The organism is Lysobacter sp. P5_B9, assembly GCF_054049835.1.
In genome coordinates, this window is record NZ_JBFULP010000002.1 from 416254 (window position 1) to 434749 (window position 18496).

Sequence of the window (18496 nt, forward strand, 5' to 3'; positions counted from 1 at the left end):
AATCCGGGACACGCGGTGATGCTCGGGTTCGCTTGGTCAACGTGGTGTGTGAGCGCCCCCGTTCATGCTGAACCCCCGCTGTTGGAGCGGCTGTAGTTCAGCAATGTCAGTGCAGCAATGTCAGTGCAGCCGGTCATCCCAGGCGGGCGAGCACGCTCGAGGTCGGCTTGGACAGATTGAGCGTGTAGAAATGCAATCCCGGCGCGCCGCCATCGAGCAGGCGCTGGCATAGCGCGGCGACGAAGTCGGAAGCGAAGTCTCGCACGCTGTCGACGTCATCGCCGAAGGCCTGCATGCGCTTGCCGATCCAGCGCGGGATTTCCGCGCCGCAGGCTTCGGAGAAGCGCCGCAACTGGGTGAAGTTGGAGATCGGCATGATGCCGGGCACGATCGGCACTTCGACGCCAAGCCTGCGCACGTCGTCGACGAAGCGGAAGTACGCATCGGCGTTGTAGAAATACTGGGTGATCGCACCGTTCGCGCCGGCGTCGACCTTGCGCTTGAAGTTGCGCAGGTCGGCGAATGCGTCGTCGGCCTGCGGGTGGCATTCCGGATAGGCCGCCACTTCGATGTGGAAGAAGCCGTCGTATTCGGTGCGGATGAATTCGACCAGGTCCGACGCATAGCGGAAATCACCGGCCTGGCCCATGCCGGAGGGCAGGTCGCCGCGCAGCGCGACGATGCGGCGGCAACCCATCGCCTTGTAACGCAGCAACAGTTCACCCAGCTCGGCGCGCGTGCCGCCCACACAGGACAGGTGCGGGGCGGCGTCGAGGCCGTGGTGGGCGTGCAGGCGTTCCACCGTCTCCGGCGTGTACGAAAGCGTGGAACCGCCCGCGCCGAAGGTGCAGGAAACGTAATCGGGGTTGTGCGACTTGAGTTTCGCCGCGGCCTTGTCCAGTTGCGCGCGTTGTTCGTCGGTCTTCGGTGGATAGAACTCGAAGCTGATCGAGGGGCTGGACATACGGCAGGCCGTTTACGGGATTTCCGACAGTCTATCGCTTCATCGCGATGATAGGAAATAACAAACCGGATGAAGCGGCGTCCGCCGCTCGTCCCCGGGCGTCGCCGCCCGCCACGGCGTGCGGCCACTCGTCATTTATCCCGCGTGGTGCAACGGCCGTGCGGCCACGCTGTGGCCACACCCAACGCAAGGAGCCCGCCATGCAATTGATCGCCCGGTCGATTTTCCGCACCACCTTCCGGATCTTCGCCGCCAGCTTCGCCTTGTCGTTCGCGGTCTGGCACGCCGCGAACGCCGCCACCCCGCCGCGGACGTTCCACGACCTGAAGATCGAAGTCGTCGGCAAGGGCCGTCCGGTGCTGATGATCCCGGGGCTCAACAGCGCCGGCGAAACCTGGACCGAAACCTGCGCGGCGCTGCAGGCGGACCATGTGCAGTGCCACATCGTCACCCTGCCGGGCTTCGCCGGCCTGCCGTCGGCCGCGGATGCCAGCAAGGACGCGTGGCTGGACGACATGCGCGATCGCCTGCTCGCCTACGTCGACGCTCGCAAGCTCAAGCACCCGGTAGTGATGGGCCACAGCCTGGGCGGCTTCCTCGCCCTGCAGATGGCGATCAAACAGCCGCAGCGGTTCGACCGCGTGGTGATCGTCGACGCGCTTTCCTTCCTGGGTGCGGTCCGCAACCCGGCTGCGACGGCCAACGACGTCAGGCCGATGGCCGAAGCCATGCGCAAGCAGATGCTGGCGCAGGATGAGGCGGGGTACCGGGCAGGCGTGTCGGCGAACCTCCAGGGCATGGTGCACGACCCCAAGCGCGTGGAGATCCTGGCCGCGTGGGGCAATGCCAGCGACCGCACGATCACCGCGCAGGCGATGTACGAAATGATGGTGACCGACCTGCGCGGCGAGCTGGTCAAGGTCCGCGTCCCGACCCTGGTGCTCGGCGCCTGGGCCGCCTATGCGCCTTATGGCTCCACGAAGGAATCCACCGCCGCCATCTACAAGGCGCAATACGCGAACCTCGACGGAGTGCGCATCGAGATGAGCGAAGGCGGCTACCATTTCCTGATGTGGGACGATCCGCAGTGGTTGCAGCAGCAGGTGCGTGGGTTCATTGCCGCCGGCAAGTGATGCAACCGCTTCGCGACGGCCAGCGCTTGCTGGCCGCCGCGTCCAGAGCACCGAGCCGAATCCAGGAAGGAGAACCGTTTCGATGATGCGCGCCGATGTCCGCTTTGCCCTGCTGAACCTGATTCCGGCCGTGCTCTATGCCGGCTTCATCATCATGAGTTTCACCATGATGGGCGGGCCCACCGCAGCCGCATGGTGGCTGGCCTGCAGCCTGGGCGCCGGACTATGGCTGGCGACCGGCATCCTGCGCACCGTGGCGCTGCGCCGGAACTGGTTTGCGCTGGGCGCTGGCGCCCTCCTGGCGCGCCTGACCGCGAGCGTCGTGGTCGGCGCTTTCGTCGTGCAGTTCGCCGTGCGCGTGGTGATCGAAACCGCGGACATGCTCGGGTTCTACCGCCTGCCGCCGAGCGATACCTATGGCGTGCGCGAAGCGGTCGTCTATGCAGTCCAGGTCGCGCTGATCCTGTGGCTCTGGGTCGCCGCGTGGGCGGGCTGGCACCTGCTGCGCCATCGCCGCCAGAGCGAGATGGCCCGGCTGCGCGCCGAGTCGCAAAGCAACGCGCTCGAACTGGATGCGCTGCGGGCCCGGCTGAACCCGCATTTCGTCTTCAACGCACTGAACAACGTGCGTGCGCTGATCAACGAGGAACCGGGGCGGGCACGCGAGGTGGTGACGCGGCTGTCGAACATCCTGCGCCATGCACTGGAACACAGCCAGCGCGAATCGGCATCGCTGGGCGAGGAGCTGGCCGTCGTGGACGACTACCTCGCCGTGGAGAGCGTGCACTACGAAGAGCGCCTGAAAGTCCATCGCGACATCGCCCGTGATGCGCTCGATGCGCAGTTGCCGCCGATGCTGCTGCAGCTGCTGGTCGAGAACGCGATCAAGCACGGCATTGCGCGCACGCCGGGCGGTGGCGAACTGGGCGTCTCGGCGTGGCGCCACCAGGGCAAGCTGGCGATTGAAGTCAGCAACCCGGGCCGCGTGGGGCACTCCGGCAGCGGCCATGGCGTTGGCCTGGCGTACCTGCGTGCGCGGTTGGCGCGCGAACCAGGAAGCGACTTCCACCTGCAGCAGAACGGACCACGCGTGCTGGCGCGGCTGGAGATCGCGCAATGAGCGCGCCCCTGCGGACGCTGGCAGCGAAGGCGCAGCCGATGAAAGTACTGATTGTCGACGACACCCGGCTCGCGCGGCAGGAGCTGCGCACGCTGCTGGCGGAGCTGGCGGATGTCGAATGCGTTGGCGAGGCGGACGATGTGCCGGCGGCACAGGCCGCGATCGAGGCGCTGCAACCGGACCTGGTGCTGCTCGACATCCAGATGCCCTCGGGCACCGGCTTCGACGTGCTCGAAGGCCTCGATCACGCACCGCTGGTGGTGTTCACCACGGCCTACGACCATTACGCGGTGCAGGCGTTCGAAGCCAATGCCCTCGACTACCTGGTCAAGCCCGTGGTGCCCGAACGCCTGGGCGCGGCGATCGACCGCGCCCGCGTCCGACGTGCCGCCACGGAGCCGGTCGACACCGACCCGCGCGGCCTGTTGGGACTCGACGACCAGGTCTTCCTGCGTGACGGCGAGCGTTGCTGGTTCGTGGCGCTGCACGAGGTCAGCCGCATAGTGGTGGACGGCAACTACGCCCGGGTCTGGTTCCGCGACGAGAAGGCGATGCTGGCGCGCAGCCTGAGCGCGCTGGAGGCGCGACTCGATCCGTCCCTGTTCTTCCGCGCCAACCGCAACACGCTGGTCAACCTGCGCATGGTCAAGAACATCGACCTGGCGGTGGGCGAGGGCTACGACCTGACGCTGAAGGACGGCAGCACGGTGGAGGTGTCGCGGCGCCAGGCGCGCGAGTTACGGGAACGGCTGGCGTTGTAGAGGACGCTCCCACTGCCGTCATCCCGGCGCAAGCCGGGATCCAGCTTCTGCTGTTGTTGGCAGCTCCGCATTCTTCGAAGGGGCAAACCAAAAAGCTGGATCCCGGCTTACGCCGGGATGACGAGCAAAACGTGGCAAATAAAAACGGGCGCCGAAGCGCCCGTTTTTGTTTTGCCGATCAGAATTTGCCGATCAGAATTTGCCGATCAGTAGCGGTAATGATCCGGCTTGTACGGACCATCCACCGACACGCCGAGGTAATCGGCCTGCTCGGCGGTCAGCTTGGTCAGCTTCACGCCGATCTTCTCAAGGTGCAGGCGCGCCACTTCCTCGTCCAGCTTCTTCGGCAGGATGTAGACCTTGTTCTCGTAGTTGTCCTTGTTCGCCCACAGGTCCATCTGCGCGAGGGTCTGGTTGGAGAACGAGTTCGACATCACGAAGCTCGGATGGCCGGTGGCGCAACCGAGGTTGACGAGGCGGCCTTCGGCCAGCAGGAAGATCGAGTTGCCGCTGGCGAAGGTGTACTTGTCGACCTGCGGCTTGATGTTGAGCTTCTTCGCGCCGGAGGCGGCCAGCGCATCGACCTGGATCTCGTTGTCGAAGTGGCCGATGTTGCAGACGATGGCCTGGTCCTTCATCTGGGCCATGTGCGAGAGCGTCAGCACGTCCTTGTTGCCGGTGGTGGTGACATAGATGTCGCCACGGCCCAGCGTCGATTCGACGGTATTGACCTCGAAGCCTTCCATCGCGGCCTGCAGGGCGTTGATCGGATCGATCTCGGTGACCACGACGCGCGCACCGTAGGCGCGCAGCGAGTGCGCCGAGCCCTTGCCGACGTCGCCATAACCGCACACCACGGCGACCTTGCCCGCGAGCATGACGTCCATCGCGCGCTTGAGGCCGTCGGCCAGGGATTCGCGGCAGCCGTAGAGGTTGTCGAACTTCGACTTCGTCACCGAGTCGTTGACGTTGATCGCCGGCACCAGCAGCTTGCCCTGTTCGGCGAGCTGGTAGAGGCGGTGCACGCCGGTGGTGGTCTCTTCCGACACGCCCTTCCAGTCCTTGACGACACCGGCGAAGAAACCGGGACGTTCGGCATGGACGCGCTTGAGCAGGTTCTTGATGACCTGTTCCTCGTGGTTCGACGACGCGGTGTTGACCCAGTCGGAACCGTTCTCGAGTTCGAAGCCCTTGTGGATCAGCAGGGTCACGTCGCCGCCGTCATCGACGACGAGTTCGGGACCCCGGAACTTATTGGTGCTGTCGCCCGGGAAGGTCAGCGCGTCGAGCGTGCAGTCCCAGTATTCCTCCAGCGATTCGCCCTTCCATGCGAATACCGGCGTGCCCGACTTGGCGATCGCGGCGGCGGCGTGGTCCTGGGTCGAGAAGATGTTGCACGAGGCCCAGCGCACGTCGGCGCCAAGGTCGCGCAGCGTCTCGATCAGCACCGCGGTCTGGATGGTCATGTGCAGCGAACCGGTCACGCGCACGCCCTTGAGCGGCTTGACCGGTGCGTACTTGTGGCGGATCGACATCAGGCCCGGCATCTCGTGCTCGGCGATATCGATTTCCTTGCGGCCCCAATCGGCCAGCGAGATGTCGGCAACCTTGTAGTCGCCTTCGGTGGAGAATTGCTTTGTAGAAGCGGGCTTGGGTACGGCGTTCATGTGTTGCTCCGTTGTTTGGAAGTCGCAGCCCCTGTGGAAGCGGTGGACTTGCATTAACGGGCGCCGTTGTTGCGTTTGGAACCTCGCCGAGCCTGGCCGCAAGTGACTTCATTGCGGTCGCAGCGCCCCTCGGCGGGGCAGGGGCGGAATTCTACCGCGTCGGGTCGCCGATGACTTGATGAACAGGCATCGGGATTGCGCCGGGAGGCCGGAAAAAGCAACGGGCCGCGGATGCGGCCCGTTCCCTCACCCCAACCCTCTCACCCTTGGACACCCTACGGGCGCCGCTAGCGGGAGAGGGAGCAAAGGGCGGCTTACTTCTTCAGGCCGGCATCCTTGCGCAGCGCCTCGGCACGATCGGTCCTCTCCCACGAGAACGCGGTGGCCTTGTGCTTCTTGCCGGCGCCGTCGGTGTAGCTGATTTCCTTCGGCTTGCGGCCGAAGTGGCCGTAGCTGGCGGTCGCCTGGTAGATCGGGTGCTCCAGGTCCAGCATCCTGGTGATGCCGTACGGACGCAGGTCGAAGTGCTTGCGGATCAGCTTTTCGATCTTGTCGTCGGAGATGTGGCCCGTGCCGAAGGTGGTGATCGAGATCGAGGTCGGATCGGCCACGCCGATCGCGTACGACACCTGCACTTCGCACTTGTCGGCGAGGCCCGCGGCGACGATGTTCTTGGCGACGTAACGCGCAGCGTAGGCGGCCGAACGGTCGACCTTCGACGGATCCTTGCCCGAGAACGCACCACCGCCGTGGCGGGCCATGCCGCCGTAGCTGTCGACGATGATCTTGCGGCCGGTCAGGCCGCAGTCGCCCACCGGGCCGCCGATGACGAACTTGCCGGTCGGGTTGATGTGCACCTTGTTCTTCGACAGCGCGTCCAGCCACTTCTTCGGCAGCACCGGCACGAGGATCTCCGAACGCACGGCCTCGATCAGGTCCTTCTGCTTGATATCCGGATCGTGCTGGGTGGAGAGCACGACGGCATCGAGGCCGAGGACCTTGTTGCCTTCATAGCGCAGGGTGACCTGCGACTTCGCGTCGGGGCGCAGCCACTTGAGCTTGCCGCTCTTGCGGACCTTGGCCTGCTGCTCGACCAGGCGGTGCGAGTAGTACAGCGGCGCCGGCATGAATTCCGGGGCTTCGTTGCAGGCGTAGCCGAACATCAGGCCCTGGTCGCCCGCGCCCTGTTCTTCAGGCTTCTTGCGGTCGACGCCCTGGTTGATGTCGGGCGACTGCTTGCCGAGCATGTTGATGATCGCGCAGGTGTGGCCGTCGAAGCCGACTTCGGAATTGTTGTAGCCGATGTCGTTGATGACCTTGCGCGCGAGCGCTTCGATGTCGACCCATGCCGACGTGGTGACTTCGCCGGCGACGATAGCGGCGCCGGTCTTCACCATCGTTTCGCAGGCCACGCGCGCGCGCTTGTCCTGCGCGAGGATCGCGTCGAGGACGGCGTCGGAGATCTGGTCCGCGATCTTGTCGGGATGGCCTTCGGAAACGGATTCGGAGGTGAAGAGGTAGCTGGTGGACATCGAGGCTTCCTTGGTGAATATCCCTTCATGGGGATGAAAAGATGGCCGCGCATGATACAGCCTGAAGCTGGCCGGTGCATGAAGGGGGCATTGTGCGCCGGCCTGCGGCCCTCTCAAAGCGCCGCGGCCTCGAATGCCGCGCCCGCGGCCGGGACTGGCGAACCACGCGGTTCCCGCACAACGGCCGGCGGCCCGGGCGCTGTCACCGGGCTGTCGCACCGCCGCCGCGTGACTGTCGCATCGCCCCGGCAGGCTGCCGGACGAAAGGGGGGCGACGGGCGATGCGCAAGTTCGAGCAGCAGCTGCAGCAGCGGTTTCCACACTGGTTCCGCGGTCGCCGCGCGACGCTGGCGCGGCCATTGCTGCGGGCCATCGGGCGCTGGTCGAAGTTCGATGCCATCGCCGGGCACCTGGACGCCCACGGCCACCTGCGCGACTTCGACTTCGTGCGCTCCTCGCTGGAGTTCCTGCAGGCGCGTTATCTCGCCGATCCGGCCGAGCTGCGGCGGATTCCCGCGAGCGGCCGCCTGCTGATCGTCGCCAACCATCCTTCCGGCGCGCTGGATGCGCTGGCGCTGCTCGACGCCGTCAGCCAAGTGCGGCGCGATGTGAAGATCGTCGCCAACGACCTGCTCAGCGCACTCGACCCGCTCTCGGGCCTGCTGCTGCCGATCCGCATCGTCGGCGGCCGGGCGGGCGCGCAGAGTCTCGGCGCGGTCGAGCAGGCGTTGCGCGATGAGTGCTGCGTGATCGTGTTCCCGGCCGGCGAAGTCGCGCGGCTGGGCCTGCGCGGGGTCACCGACGGACGCTGGCGGCGCGGCTTCCTGCGCTTCGCGCGCGCGACGGACACGCCGGTGCTGCCCGTGCGCATCGAGGCCCGCAATTCCGCGTTGTTCTATGGAGCCTCCGTGCTGTTCAGGCCGGCGGGCACCGCACTGCTGGCGCGCGAGATGTTCGCCCGTCGTGCCAGGCGCATCGCGCTGCGCATCGGCCATCCGCTGCGGTTGCCCGCGGGCGGCAAGCCGACCGAACTGCTGCGCCGGGTGCGCCGCGAGCTGCATGCGATCGGCACTCCGCATGAACGCGCCGCGCCGGTAGGCTCCGAGCCGCTGATCGACGCCATCGATCCGGCGCTGGTGCGCGCGGGCGTCGAGGCGCTGCAATCGCTGGGGCAGACCCTGGACGGCAAGCAGATCCGCCTCGGCCACCTCGCCGCGGGTTCGCCCTTGCTGCGCGAGATCGGCCGCCTGCGCGAACTCACGTTCCGCGCGGTGGGCGAGGGCACCGGTCTCCGCCTCGATGTCGATGTCCATGACAGCTGGTACGAGCACATCGTGCTGTGGGACGCCGCCGCGTCGAAGATCGCCGGCGCGTATCGGCTCGCGCGCGGTTCCGCCGTGCTGCCCGAGCGCGGGTTGGCCGGCCTCTACACGGCTTCGCTGTTCGAATACGGCGACGATGCCCTGCCGCGGCTGCAGCAGGGCATGGAGCTGGGGCGCAGCTTTGTCGCCCCCGAATACTGGGGCAGCCGCAGCATCGACTACCTGTGGCAGGGCATCGGTGCCTACCTGCAGGCCCATCCCGAAGTGCGCTACCTGTTCGGCCCGGTGTCGATCAGCGCGGCGTTGCCGGTCGATGCGCGCGAACAGATCGTCGCCTACTACGCGCGCTACTACGGCGCGCGCGAGCGCTGCGCGCAGTCGCGGCAGCCGTTCGTCTACCGCGCTGCGCCGCCGCAGTTCGGCGACGACCTCGACGCCGCCACGGCGTTCCGCGTGCTCAGGGACAACCTCGACGCGCTCGGCGCGACGCTGCCGATGCTCTACAAGCAGTACACCGAGCTGTGTGAACCGGGTGGAGCGCGCTTCCTTGCCTTCGGCGTCGATCCGGCGTTCAGTGATTCGGTCGATGGCCTGATCGAGGTCGACACGCGCTGCCTGCGTCCAAGAAAGCGCGACCGCTACCTCACGGCCCAGCCGCGTGTCGCCGAGGTGGTGGAATGACGTCGATGATCGCGCCGCTGGCTGTACGTCGGCGCGCGGTCTTCGTCTCCGACGTCCATCTCGGCTCCAGGCATTGCCACGCGGCGGAATTCGCCGACTTCCTCACCACGCTGCGCTGCGATCGCCTCTACCTGGTGGGCGACATCGTCGATCTGTGGTGGATGGCATCGCGGCGTGCGAACTGGAACGCCGCGCATAACCGCGTGATCGAGGCGCTGCACGCGCTGCGCCGGGACGGTACCGAGATCATCTACGTGCCGGGCAACCACGATCGCCCGGTTCGCCGCTTCTGCGGCCTGGTCCTGCCGCGGATGACGATCCGGAGACGCTCCATCCACGTCACCGCCGATGGCCGCCGCCTGCTGGTCGTGCACGGGGACGACTACGATGCGGTCACCCACTTCGGCGGCCTGCAGGAGCGGTTCGGCGACTGGCTGTATTACCGCATCCTCACCGGCAACCGCCTGCTCAACTTCGCACGACGGCGCTGCGGCCTGCGCTACTGGTCGCTGGCGGAATTCCTCAAGCGCCGCAGCGGCGCGGCCGAACGCTACATCGCGCGCTTCGTGGAGGCCGGTGTCGACGACGCCAAGCGCCGCGGCGTGGACGGCATCGTCTGCGGTCATATCCATCGCGCCGCGTTGTTCGAACGCGACGGCTGCGTGTATGCGAACGATGGCGACTGGGTGGAGAGCCTGACCGCGCTCGTCGAAGACCCCGACGGGACCCTGCGCCTGCTCGGACACAACGGCGAGACCCGCTCGCTGCTGCCACCGCGGGCGCTGGCGCCGACAGATGCGACGGCATTGCCGCAAGCCGCTTGAGTTGGCCGGGCGCTGGAACCAGTCGCCGCCGATCCGCCGACGCGGACGTGGCCTGGGAATGCGGGACGGAAAAACGTGGCACGTAATCTTGCGGAAGAAGTGCGGCGTGCAGACAGGCAGCAACAGACCGACGAGTCGGGGACTCGTCGGTCTCGGGTGGAGCGTCCCTGCTACGTGCTTGCGGCGATCCGGCAGTCCGCTCGCAAGCGCGTCGTTGCCACTCTCATTTCGCTTTGGCAACCAGCTTGGCGTCCTGCTGGCGGGCATCCGCCGCCGCCAATCGCGCCAGCGCTGCACGGACGCGGACTTCCTTGCGGTCGTACGCGGTGCGGTATTGCGAAAACGTGGTGCGGCCCCCCAGCACCATGCGCACGTCGTTGATCGAAACGCCGGCTTCATGGGCGATCAGTTGGAGCTGGTCGCGTTCGCTTGCCAGGCTGTAGCCGGAAAAGCCAAGGAAAATCAGTCCGGCGAGCAATGGATAGAAGTGCTTCATGGTGATCTCCGGGCCGCGCAATCGGGCGCTTGCCGGCAGCGGCATGTCCTCTGCGACGTTTCCTACGACGCGTCCGTGTCGAAATTACTGAATGCGCGGCGCCTGGGCTCACTGAAATGTGTGCTGGATGCGCACATACCAGAACCGACCCGGTACGTCATAGCTGGGGTCGTAGGAGTTGGCGGCGGATGTGTACGCGACCGGCGGATCGCGATCAAAGGCGTTGTCGAGGCCGACGGCTAATTGCATGCCTGGCCACGGCTCCCAGCGCAGCTGAAGGTCGGTGTAGGTGCGGGCGTCGATGACGTGCTCGGGATCGCCGTTGAAGGTCGGACTCTCGAAGTCAGGTCGGTCGCAGAGCGAAGGCATGCCGAACTCAGCCGGAAGGAAGCAGCTTTCGTCCAAGGGCGAGTAATAGCGCAGGCGCAAGGTGGCGCCGATGGGCGCGCGATTCCAGTCCAACGAAAGCAGCGATCGCACCCGCCAGCCCGGATCCCACTGCAAGTAGTTGCCGACCGTCGATAGCAGGGCGCCTTTGGGCACCTCCTTCAAGTAACGGCTCAGGTAGACGCTGTCCCAGCGCAATGCAAACTCACCCAATCGGGTGTCGCGGCGGTAGCCCAGGCTGACGTCGTAGCCTTCGATCTCGTAGGTGCCGTAATTGTGCTGGCGCGCATCGATCAGGGTCAGCACGCCGGTGGCCGGATCGCGCGTGAGTTGCTCGCAGGCGCCGGTCGCGCCCTGGCGATAGCACAGGATCGGCAGCAGGTAGTCGGGGATGGCATCGATCGCGTCGCGCAGGGTGATGTGCCACCAGTCCAGCGATGCATCCAGGCCCTCGATCGTGTGTGGACTCCAGACCACTCCGATCGTGCGGTTGCGCGCCCGTTCCGGCCGCAGGTCGGGATTGGAGCCGAAGCGGATCGCCGGGCCCACCTGAGGATCGAAACCATCGAGCGGCACGCCGGCGGCCAGGCAGCGCTCGGCCACGATGCCGGTCGGGTGCTGGGCGCAGGGATCGAAGAATGGCGCATCCAGTCCCGTAATCTGGAAGGCCCCAGTGAGCGCATACAGTTCGCTCGCGGACGGGGCCCGGTAGCCCTGCGACCAGGTCGCGCGCAGCAGCCAGGAGATGGTAGGCCTCCAGCCCAGGCCTAGCTTGGCGTTGCTGGTGGATCCGAACGTCGAGTAGTCGGAGTAGCGCGCCGCCAGGCTGAGGTCGAGGGCGTCGGCCCAGCGCCCGTTCGCCAGCAATGGCACCGCGAGTTCGACGAACGCCTCGTTGATCCGGGTTTCGCCTTGCAATGGCTCGGGGATGTTGCCGCCGAAGTCGAAGGCCTTGTCGGTCAGCAGGGGATCCAGCGCAACGCGGACGCGCTCGCGCCGGTGTTCCAGCCCGAACGCCGCCGTCAGCGGGCCGGACGGAAGGTCGAGCAACGCGCCGCTCACGTTGAAGGTGAAATCGCCCAGGCGCTGCGTGGTTTCGGAATCGCCTTCCGCAGAGGAGATGTAGTCGTACATCGCGTCGGTGAAGCCGTCCTGGCCATGCGCGAAATCCAGCGGCACGCAGTCGTCCACGGGCGCGCCCGGCGTGCCGCAGCGTGCCGCGCCGGAAGCATCGAGGAAGGAAGGGCCAACGCCGAAACCCAGGCGCTGCAGGTCGTAGCCGCCGGAGATGTGCTGCTGATTGTCGGCTCGCGCCACGATGCCGTGCAGTTCCCAGTTGAAGGAACGCGCACCGAGTACGAACGCGCCCTCAAGCCCCAACGTGAGATACCAGGTGTCGACGAGCTGGGTGAAGCGCCGGGGGCGGTTGAGCGGACGGAAGCTGAAGAAGGTGATTGGCTGGCCGAAGGGGTTGTAGAGGCTGTCGGTCGCGATATTGAAGTTGTAGGGATCTCCCTCCGCGCCGAGTTGTAACAAGGGCGTCGGCGCGAGTTGCTGGCTGGACCGGCGCCGATGCAGCAGAAGTTCGGAGCGCAACCTCAGTTGCCCGTCGAGCTGGTAATCCGCCTGACCGAACAGGGCGGTGCGCTCGTAGGGCGTGCGCAGGTAGTTCTCGGGTGCGAAGTTGTAGCCATCGCTGCGAAAGTCGAACGGACGATGCGCTGCCAGCGCGGGGTCCCAGGTCAACTGTCCTTCGCTGCCATCGGTCAACTGAGCGCCATGGGGACCGAAGCCCAGACGTCCCTGGGGGGTGTTCCGCGATGCCCCTGCGTCCGTGTCGTTGGCGGGCAGGTTGAAGGTCGGCACGGCGGAAATGGCGCGGTCGCCCGCCCAGATCGGTTGCTGGTCGGCGAACGACAGGTTCAGCGCGATCCCGCCGCGCTCGCCTTGCCGCCCCCAGGTGATGTCCGCAGCGCGCCGTTCACCGTCGCCATGGTCGTTGCTTGCGTAGTAGGCGCTGGCCTCCACGCCGGCGTAGTCGTCGCGGGTGATGATGTTGACCACGCCGGCAATGGCGTCGGAGCCGTAGATCGCGGACGCGCCATCGGTGAGCACTTCGATGCGGTCGACGATCGGAAGCGGGATGCTGGCCACGTCCACTGCGCCGTCGAGCGCGATGACATAGCGGTGGCCGTTGAGCAGGACCAGCGTGCGCCGGGCGCCGAGGTTGCGCAGGTCGACACGGGTCTCGCCATTGCCGCCGTTGTTGTAATCGCTGTTGAGGTCGGAGACGTGCTGGGGCAGCTGCTGCAGGATCTCGCCGACGCTGGTCAGTCCGGTGCGCTGCAAGTCCTGGCGATCGAGCACGATCAGCGGTTGCGAGGTTTCGAATCCGGGGCGACCGATATGCGAGCCGGTGACGACGATCCCGGGAAGGTCGATCGGGCGATTGCTTGTTGCTTCCTGCGAGCAGGCAAAACCCGGCAGCAGGACGAGCGAAATAGCCGTACCCGCCAGACGGCGTCCGTGCGGCGGTTGGGGGCGGGCGGCTGCCTGCATACAGCTTCATCAACGCGCGCCAGTTCGCGAAGTGGCCAAGCCGGGCGGGCTCGCGCCTCCGGCCGCACCGTTCTCCAACGTGACAGCCAGCACCAGTGGACTGCTCCAGGCATAGTCGGTCGCGGCGAGTGCCAGTGATTGGACCTCGCGTTCGGGATGCGGATTTTCCAGGTGCACGGCATAGAGCCGCGCGACATAACCCGTCGTGTACGCAAGCTGGGACAGGTAGGCGAGCGGCTGCTCCGGCAGGTCGGTGCCGTCGTGCCAGAACGCCCAGACCTCACTGCGGGAATGGATGGGCAACTTCGCCACGCTGCCATCCCGATAGTGCAATTCGACCAGTGCATAGGGCACGGCGGCGAATCCCGGCGTGGTCGTGCGTCCCGTCAGGAGGACATCGAGCGCGGCGAAGCGCCGCATGCCGATCGCAATATCGTCGACGCGATCGGGGTAGGGCTCGTTCAAGCTGGCGAGTGACGCCGCGACCCCGCAATCGATCCAGAAATCATGACCCAGCAGCGTCTGCCGGCCACGCGGCAGGCTTCGCGACAGGATGCGCTCGTCCAACGCCTCGAATTTGCCATCGGCGTGGAAGTTGCAGCGCGGGCGTAGGTCGACGAAGCGCGGTTCATTGGGCCGCAGGGCGGTCTGACTCCGCGTGGGTGCAGGAAACGGCGCCATCGACGCGACGCCAGGATCGACCTGATGCGGGTCAGCAGGGCCTGCGGCAGGGCCTGTCACCGCCGGAGACACCGGGTTCAATGCATCGACGGGGCGCCAGAGCGACGCCAACCTCACCACGTCGGTGGGCGCGCGCTCCTCGCTCGTCAGCCGTACGACAAAACGACGCGCGAGGCTTTGCACGAGCAGGCTTTCGCCGCGCTGGTCGAGGGCCAGCTGCAAGGGCGGATCCTGCGGATCGTCGATGAGTTGCAGCGGTGGCGTCAGCCACTGGCCGCTCGCTGCGTCGAACAGCATGGCGCCGTGCCCGGTGCTGACTGCGAGGCGACGGCCGTCGCCGCTGCGGGCAAGCACACCTATCGTCACGTCGTCGCCGCTTCGCGCCAGCGAACGCAGGCCGTCGCTGGCGTTGAACCGCAACAGGCCCTGGTCTTCGGACAGCACGAATGCGCCCTTGGTGGCGGCCTCGACCCGCGAGGCCTGTCCAACCGGCACCTTCTGCTCACGCACCATCATGCCGTCGGCATAGCGCACGCACTTCAGCTCGTACTCACCAAGCAATACCCACACCAGACCACTGGCGCGATCGACATCGACGTCCATGATCTGCTTGCCCCAGAAGGCATCCGGATCGGTCACTTCGATCGGACCATTGCTCGCATAGAGCGCGCGCCGCGTCGCCAGCTGGTCAGGGCCGAATCGTTGCATCGACCGCTGCCGGACGAGCGTGCGCGCATCGAACACGTGCAGTTCGCCGAAGCGCCATGCCAGCAGGTCGCGCCCGTCCGACGACAGACGCATGCCGTGCAGTGGCGCGTCGAGCTCGATTGAACCCAGGCGCTTGCCGTCCTTGATGCCATAGCTCGCGATGCGTGCGCGACTGCGATGGCCGCTGCGGATGATTTCGCTGGTGATCAATACCGCGCCATCGGGCGTGGCGAGCAGCCGGACGGGAGAGTTCTGCAGCACGATCGGCGCCATGCGTGCCATGCCGCGCTGCCAGTCGAGCACGTGCAGGGTGCGTCCGGCGCTTGCAACCAGGGTTCGCCCGTCGCCGAGCAGCAGGGCGAACCCGACTGGCTGCGGAAGGTCGATGCGCGGACCAGCAGCATGACGCGACACTGCATCCATCACCCGGACATGATTGCCATCCGCGGCCACGACGTGGCGGCCATCGAAGGCGGTTTCGCTGGGTTGCGGTGGCCCCAGCCATGGCAGCGGCTGTTCCTGGTGCGTGCGCCACACCCGGATCTCACCGGTCAGCGTGCCGGCGGCGAGCAGGCCGGATTGCGGGGCCCAGGCATTGGAGCGGCCGTATCGCGTCGTCGGCAGCCCCGGGCGCCGGTGCAGGCGCAATGCAGGCCCCGGCGTTTCCGGAATGCGCCAGACTTCCGCCTCGGCTTCGTCGCGGCTGAACAACGTCCGTGACGCACTGTCGATCTCGATGCTGAAAAGCCCGGTGCCCAAGGGCACGGGTTCGGAAAGCAGTTCGCGTCGTTGCAGGTCCCATACCAGGGCATGCCCATCCTCGTAGGAGGCCGCGAGCCACGCGCCGTCGCGGCTGATGCGCATCCACCCCACGCTGGCGGGTCGCTGCGGCTGCAAGGGTGTGAGCACCCCGCTGCGCGTATCGACCAGCGAGATCTGGCCATCGCGATGGCCCAGGACCAGAAACCTGGCGTCGGGTGTAAAGATCCACGAGCGGACCATGCGGGCTTCTTCGAACTCGAACTTGAAGCGCGCCTGCAGCGTTTCCGGCGCCCACAGTTCGATCTTGCGGCCGCCACCAGGGGCGGCCGCGACATGCCGGCCCTGCGGCGCCAGCAGCCAGAGGGGATTGCTTGCATCGAACGACCGCCAGGGGCTGACGGGGCGGCCATCGGGCACATGCACCAGTCGGGTGCGCAGGGCGGTGGTGCGTATCAGCGCGAAGCCGCCATCCGGGCTGAAGGTCGCGTCGCGGAAATCCGGATCCGCAGGTGTCCACAGGGCGCCAGTCTGCAGATCGAACAGCAGCTGGTTGAGGCCGCTCGGGTAGGCGACGATGTCGGGTGCCGGGCGGGCGCCCAGCAGATGCCGGCCGTCGGTCGCCTTCCACAGTTCCCCCACGTGCAGCGCCTGCACCATGAAGTGGGTCGCATCGCGCGTCTGGGTCGTCCAGCGAACGCGGCCGGATGGCACCTCGATCATGCGCACCGCGCCGTCGTCGCTGCCCGCGGCCACCCAGCTGCCGTCGTCGGCGAGCGCGAGCGTAAAGACCGGCGCATGCGCATCGAACACACCGATCAATGCAGGCGACTGCGCGAGCAGGCTGCCGATACGCGCGCGCGCGATGACGGCGTCGTCGTGCGCGCCGGCCGCCTCCTGCTCGGTCAGGTTCTGCGCCAGTGGTGCCAATGCGTCCAGCAATCCGCCGTCGCCGATGCTGCTCCAGGCCTTGTCGCTTCGTTGCGACCAGAGTTGCTTGCGGGCCACGTCGGCGTTGCCTTCGGCCCGCCGCCACTGCTGGGTGGTGGCGAGAAGGCCGGCCACGAGCAGCAGTACGGCCACGCCCGTGGCCGTCGCCAGCCTCGGGTCGCGCAGCATCCAGCGACCGACGCGCTGCAAGGTATTCAGCGGCAACACGCTGACCGCGCGGCCTTCGAGGAAGCGGCCCAGGTCGTCGGCCAGCTCGCGCGCGCTGGCATAACGCCGGGTCGGCTCCCGCTGCAGGCAGTGCAGGCAGATCGCCTCCAACTCCGCCGGTATCCGCGCATAGCGCGAAGGTCCGCGGACTTCGCCGTCGCGCAGCAGGCGCAATGTGTCGGCGGTGTCCTTCGCCTCGAACGGCGCATGCCCGGTCAGCATCTCGTAGAGCACGGCGCCCAGTCCCCATACGTCGGTGGCGGGCGACAACTCGGGACCGTTCACCTGCGCCTGTTCCGGCGCCATGTAGCTGGGCGTGCCGGCAATGCTCTCGTTGACGAGCGCCTGCTCGAGTCGTCGCGCGAGGCCGAAGTCGGCCACCAGTGGTTCGCCGTCTTCGTTGATCAGGATGTTGCCGGGCTTGAGGTCCAGGTGCAGCACGCCGAGGCGATGGGCGTAGTCGACGGCTTCGGCGACGGTCCGCAACATGCGCGCGGCCTCGCGCGGCGGTAGCGGCCCGTCGTGGTCGAGTTGCTGCGACAGGCTGCGTCCCCGTACCAGTTGCATCGCGTAATAGATCAGTCCGGCGTGCTCTCCCATCTCATGCACGACGACGATGTTGGGATGCTGCAGGAACGCCGCGTTCTTGGCTTCGCGACGGAAGTTCTCGACGAACTCCTCGTCCGCCCAATCACCGGACGACAGCAGCTTCAGCGCGACTTCGCGATCCAGGTCGCGCTGGCGCGCGCGATACACCACGCCCATGCCGCCACGCCCGGCGACATCGATCAGTTCGTAATCGCCGAACTCGCGTTGGGCCGGATCGGACAGGTCTATTTCGAGGATCGCGGCCGGTGGAAACGTGGACCGGGTCGCGTGCGTTGCCTGCGTCTCGCCAAAGGCGAGTCGCGCCAGGGCCGGGTTGAGCCACCAGCGCGTGGTTGCATTGCGACGGGCGTCGCCCTCGTTCATGGTGCATCGGACAGGGCGTTCCGCAACTCAGCGAGTTCCTGCTCCAGTGCCTCACTGCTGCGCACGGTCTGCATCAGCTCCAGGCGCACGAGTTGCCGCAGCCGCTGGCGCATCCGGTGCGTCTGTACGGCCAGCGTGTTGGGGCGCAGTTCCAGCCGCGCGGCCAGCGCATGCAGTTCGGCCGAGTCCGCGCGCTCGGCCAGCAGTGCGGACAGTTGCGTGAACTGTTCGCCCTTGCCTGCGCGTTCCCACTCCGCCTGCAGGCGCGCATAGGCGTTGGCGATGACGGTTCCCACCCACTCGCGGGTAAAGGCCTGTTCCGGTGAATCCACCGTTGTGCCCGGTTGCGACAGCTCGTCCAGTTCCACGGTTCGCGCGATATCGCGTTTGGCGGCATGTTCGGCATGGCGCTGGTCGATCAGGAAGTGGCGCAATGCAGTCAACAGCAGGGTCCGGAACCGGCCGCGCTCCGGATCGGCGTCGCCATACCAGCCACGTTCGATGAAACGCAGGAAGAAGGCCTGGGTGAGGTCCTCGGCATCGGCGGCTGCGTAACCGCTGTGGCGCACGAAGGCCAGTACGGGTGGACGGTACGCGCGGCAGAGCTGCTCGAGCGCGTTGCGGGCCTGCGAGGGGTGATCGCGCGCCGCGTCGATCAGGCTCCAGCGTGTGGTCTGGAAGCGGCTCATCAGGGTGGTGTCCGTTCCTCTACCCAGCGGGATGGGTGGCCGCGTCCTGTGCACGGGCACGCAGGCACTAGCAACAACGGGGG

The 18496-nt window shown here is 66.9% G+C and carries 12 protein-coding genes and 1 riboswitch; of the genes, 5 read left to right on the plus strand and 7 right to left on the minus strand.

The window, feature by feature from the left end; translation table 11 throughout:
- Positions 1-133 precede the first annotated feature (133 nt).
- Positions 134-964 carry a methylenetetrahydrofolate reductase [NAD(P)H] gene (metF, locus tag ACXJJ9_RS07045; protein ID WP_457096492.1) on the minus strand — a complete coding sequence of 277 codons (831 nt, stop codon included), beginning with the start codon at positions 962-964 and terminating at the stop codon, positions 134-136.
- A 200-nt stretch (positions 965-1164) separates the two neighbouring features.
- Between metF and ACXJJ9_RS07050 the strand changes: the two genes are divergently transcribed.
- From ACXJJ9_RS07050 to ACXJJ9_RS07060, 3 genes are all read left to right on the plus strand, one after another.
- The gene (locus tag ACXJJ9_RS07050) at positions 1165-2097 is read left to right on the plus strand and encodes an alpha/beta fold hydrolase (protein ID WP_457096493.1); all 933 of its coding nucleotides are present in this window, start codon (positions 1165-1167) and stop codon (positions 2095-2097) included.
- An 82-nt stretch (positions 2098-2179) separates the two neighbouring features.
- Positions 2180-3217, plus strand: coding sequence for a sensor histidine kinase (locus ACXJJ9_RS07055; RefSeq protein WP_457096494.1), 1038 nt, complete (start codon positions 2180-2182; stop codon positions 3215-3217).
- On the plus strand, positions 3214-3978 hold the full coding sequence (locus tag ACXJJ9_RS07060; protein WP_457096495.1) for a LytR/AlgR family response regulator transcription factor: 765 nt from the start codon (positions 3214-3216) through the stop codon (positions 3976-3978). The genes ACXJJ9_RS07055 and ACXJJ9_RS07060 overlap by 4 nt, the downstream gene beginning before the upstream one ends.
- 206 nt (positions 3979-4184) lie before the next feature.
- Here ACXJJ9_RS07060 and ahcY read toward each other — a convergent pair whose 3' ends face one another.
- Together ahcY and metK are read right to left on the minus strand one after the other, a co-directional pair.
- Positions 4185-5645 (minus strand): adenosylhomocysteinase, encoded by a 1461-nt coding sequence (ahcY, locus tag ACXJJ9_RS07065; RefSeq protein ID WP_457096496.1) that lies wholly within the window; start codon positions 5643-5645, stop codon positions 4185-4187.
- Positions 5646-5696: 51 nt separating this feature from the next.
- Positions 5697-5782, minus strand: a riboswitch (S-adenosyl-L-homocysteine riboswitch).
- 177 nt (positions 5783-5959) lie between these two features.
- A complete protein-coding gene (gene metK, locus ACXJJ9_RS07070; RefSeq protein ID WP_457096497.1) occupies positions 5960-7177 on the minus strand; it encodes a methionine adenosyltransferase in 1218 nt (405 codons plus the stop codon).
- 281 nt (positions 7178-7458) lie between these two features.
- On the opposite strand from metK, the gene ACXJJ9_RS07075 reads away from it, so the two are divergent.
- Both ACXJJ9_RS07075 and ACXJJ9_RS07080 read left to right on the plus strand, forming a co-directional pair.
- A complete protein-coding gene (locus ACXJJ9_RS07075) occupies positions 7459-9180 on the plus strand; it encodes a lysophospholipid acyltransferase family protein (protein WP_457096498.1) in 1722 nt (573 codons plus the stop codon).
- Positions 9177-10004 (plus strand): UDP-2,3-diacylglucosamine diphosphatase, encoded by an 828-nt coding sequence (locus tag ACXJJ9_RS07080; protein ID WP_457096499.1) that lies wholly within the window; start codon positions 9177-9179, stop codon positions 10002-10004. The genes ACXJJ9_RS07075 and ACXJJ9_RS07080 overlap by 4 nt, the downstream gene beginning before the upstream one ends.
- Before the next feature lie 223 nt (positions 10005-10227).
- On the opposite strand, the gene ACXJJ9_RS07085 is transcribed toward ACXJJ9_RS07080, so the two are convergent.
- The 4 genes from ACXJJ9_RS07085 to ACXJJ9_RS07100 form a co-directional block, all read right to left on the minus strand.
- Positions 10228-10500, minus strand: coding sequence for a hypothetical protein (locus ACXJJ9_RS07085; RefSeq protein ID WP_457096500.1), 273 nt, complete (start codon positions 10498-10500; stop codon positions 10228-10230).
- Between the two features lie 108 nt (positions 10501-10608).
- The gene (locus ACXJJ9_RS07090) at positions 10609-13446 is read right to left on the minus strand and encodes a TonB-dependent receptor plug domain-containing protein (RefSeq protein WP_457096501.1); all 2838 of its coding nucleotides are present in this window, start codon (positions 13444-13446) and stop codon (positions 10609-10611) included.
- A 9-nt stretch (positions 13447-13455) separates the two neighbouring features.
- Positions 13456-17724 (minus strand): WD40 repeat domain-containing serine/threonine protein kinase, encoded by a 4269-nt coding sequence (locus ACXJJ9_RS07095; RefSeq protein WP_457096502.1) that lies wholly within the window; start codon positions 17722-17724, stop codon positions 13456-13458.
- Positions 17721-18413 (minus strand): RNA polymerase sigma factor, encoded by a 693-nt coding sequence (locus ACXJJ9_RS07100; protein WP_310054024.1) that lies wholly within the window; start codon positions 18411-18413, stop codon positions 17721-17723. The genes ACXJJ9_RS07095 and ACXJJ9_RS07100 overlap by 4 nt, the downstream gene beginning before the upstream one ends.
- Between the last annotated feature and the right edge of the window lie 83 nt (positions 18414-18496).

Coding starts and splice junctions, on each gene's coding strand:
- metF (WP_457096492.1), bottom strand. CDS start 964: ATGTCCAGCCCCTCGATCAGCTTCGAGTTCTATCCACCGAAGACCGAC.
- ACXJJ9_RS07100 (WP_310054024.1), bottom strand. CDS start 18,413: ATGAGCCGCTTCCAGACCACACGCTGGAGCCTGATCGACGCGGCGCGC.
- ACXJJ9_RS07060 (WP_457096495.1), top strand. CDS start 3,214: ATGAGCGCGCCCCTGCGGACGCTGGCAGCGAAGGCGCAGCCGATGAAA.
- ACXJJ9_RS07055 (WP_457096494.1), top strand. CDS start 2,180: ATGATGCGCGCCGATGTCCGCTTTGCCCTGCTGAACCTGATTCCGGCC.
- ACXJJ9_RS07080 (WP_457096499.1), top strand. CDS start 9,177: ATGACGTCGATGATCGCGCCGCTGGCTGTACGTCGGCGCGCGGTCTTC.
- ACXJJ9_RS07075 (WP_457096498.1), top strand. CDS start 7,459: ATGCGCAAGTTCGAGCAGCAGCTGCAGCAGCGGTTTCCACACTGGTTC.
- metK (WP_457096497.1), bottom strand. CDS start 7,177: ATGTCCACCAGCTACCTCTTCACCTCCGAATCCGTTTCCGAAGGCCAT.
- ACXJJ9_RS07050 (WP_457096493.1), top strand. CDS start 1,165: ATGCAATTGATCGCCCGGTCGATTTTCCGCACCACCTTCCGGATCTTC.
- ACXJJ9_RS07095 (WP_457096502.1), bottom strand. CDS start 17,724: ATGAACGAGGGCGACGCCCGTCGCAATGCAACCACGCGCTGGTGGCTC.
- ACXJJ9_RS07085 (WP_457096500.1), bottom strand. CDS start 10,500: ATGAAGCACTTCTATCCATTGCTCGCCGGACTGATTTTCCTTGGCTTT.
- ACXJJ9_RS07090 (WP_457096501.1), bottom strand. CDS start 13,446: ATGCAGGCAGCCGCCCGCCCCCAACCGCCGCACGGACGCCGTCTGGCG.
- ahcY (WP_457096496.1), bottom strand. CDS start 5,645: ATGAACGCCGTACCCAAGCCCGCTTCTACAAAGCAATTCTCCACCGAA.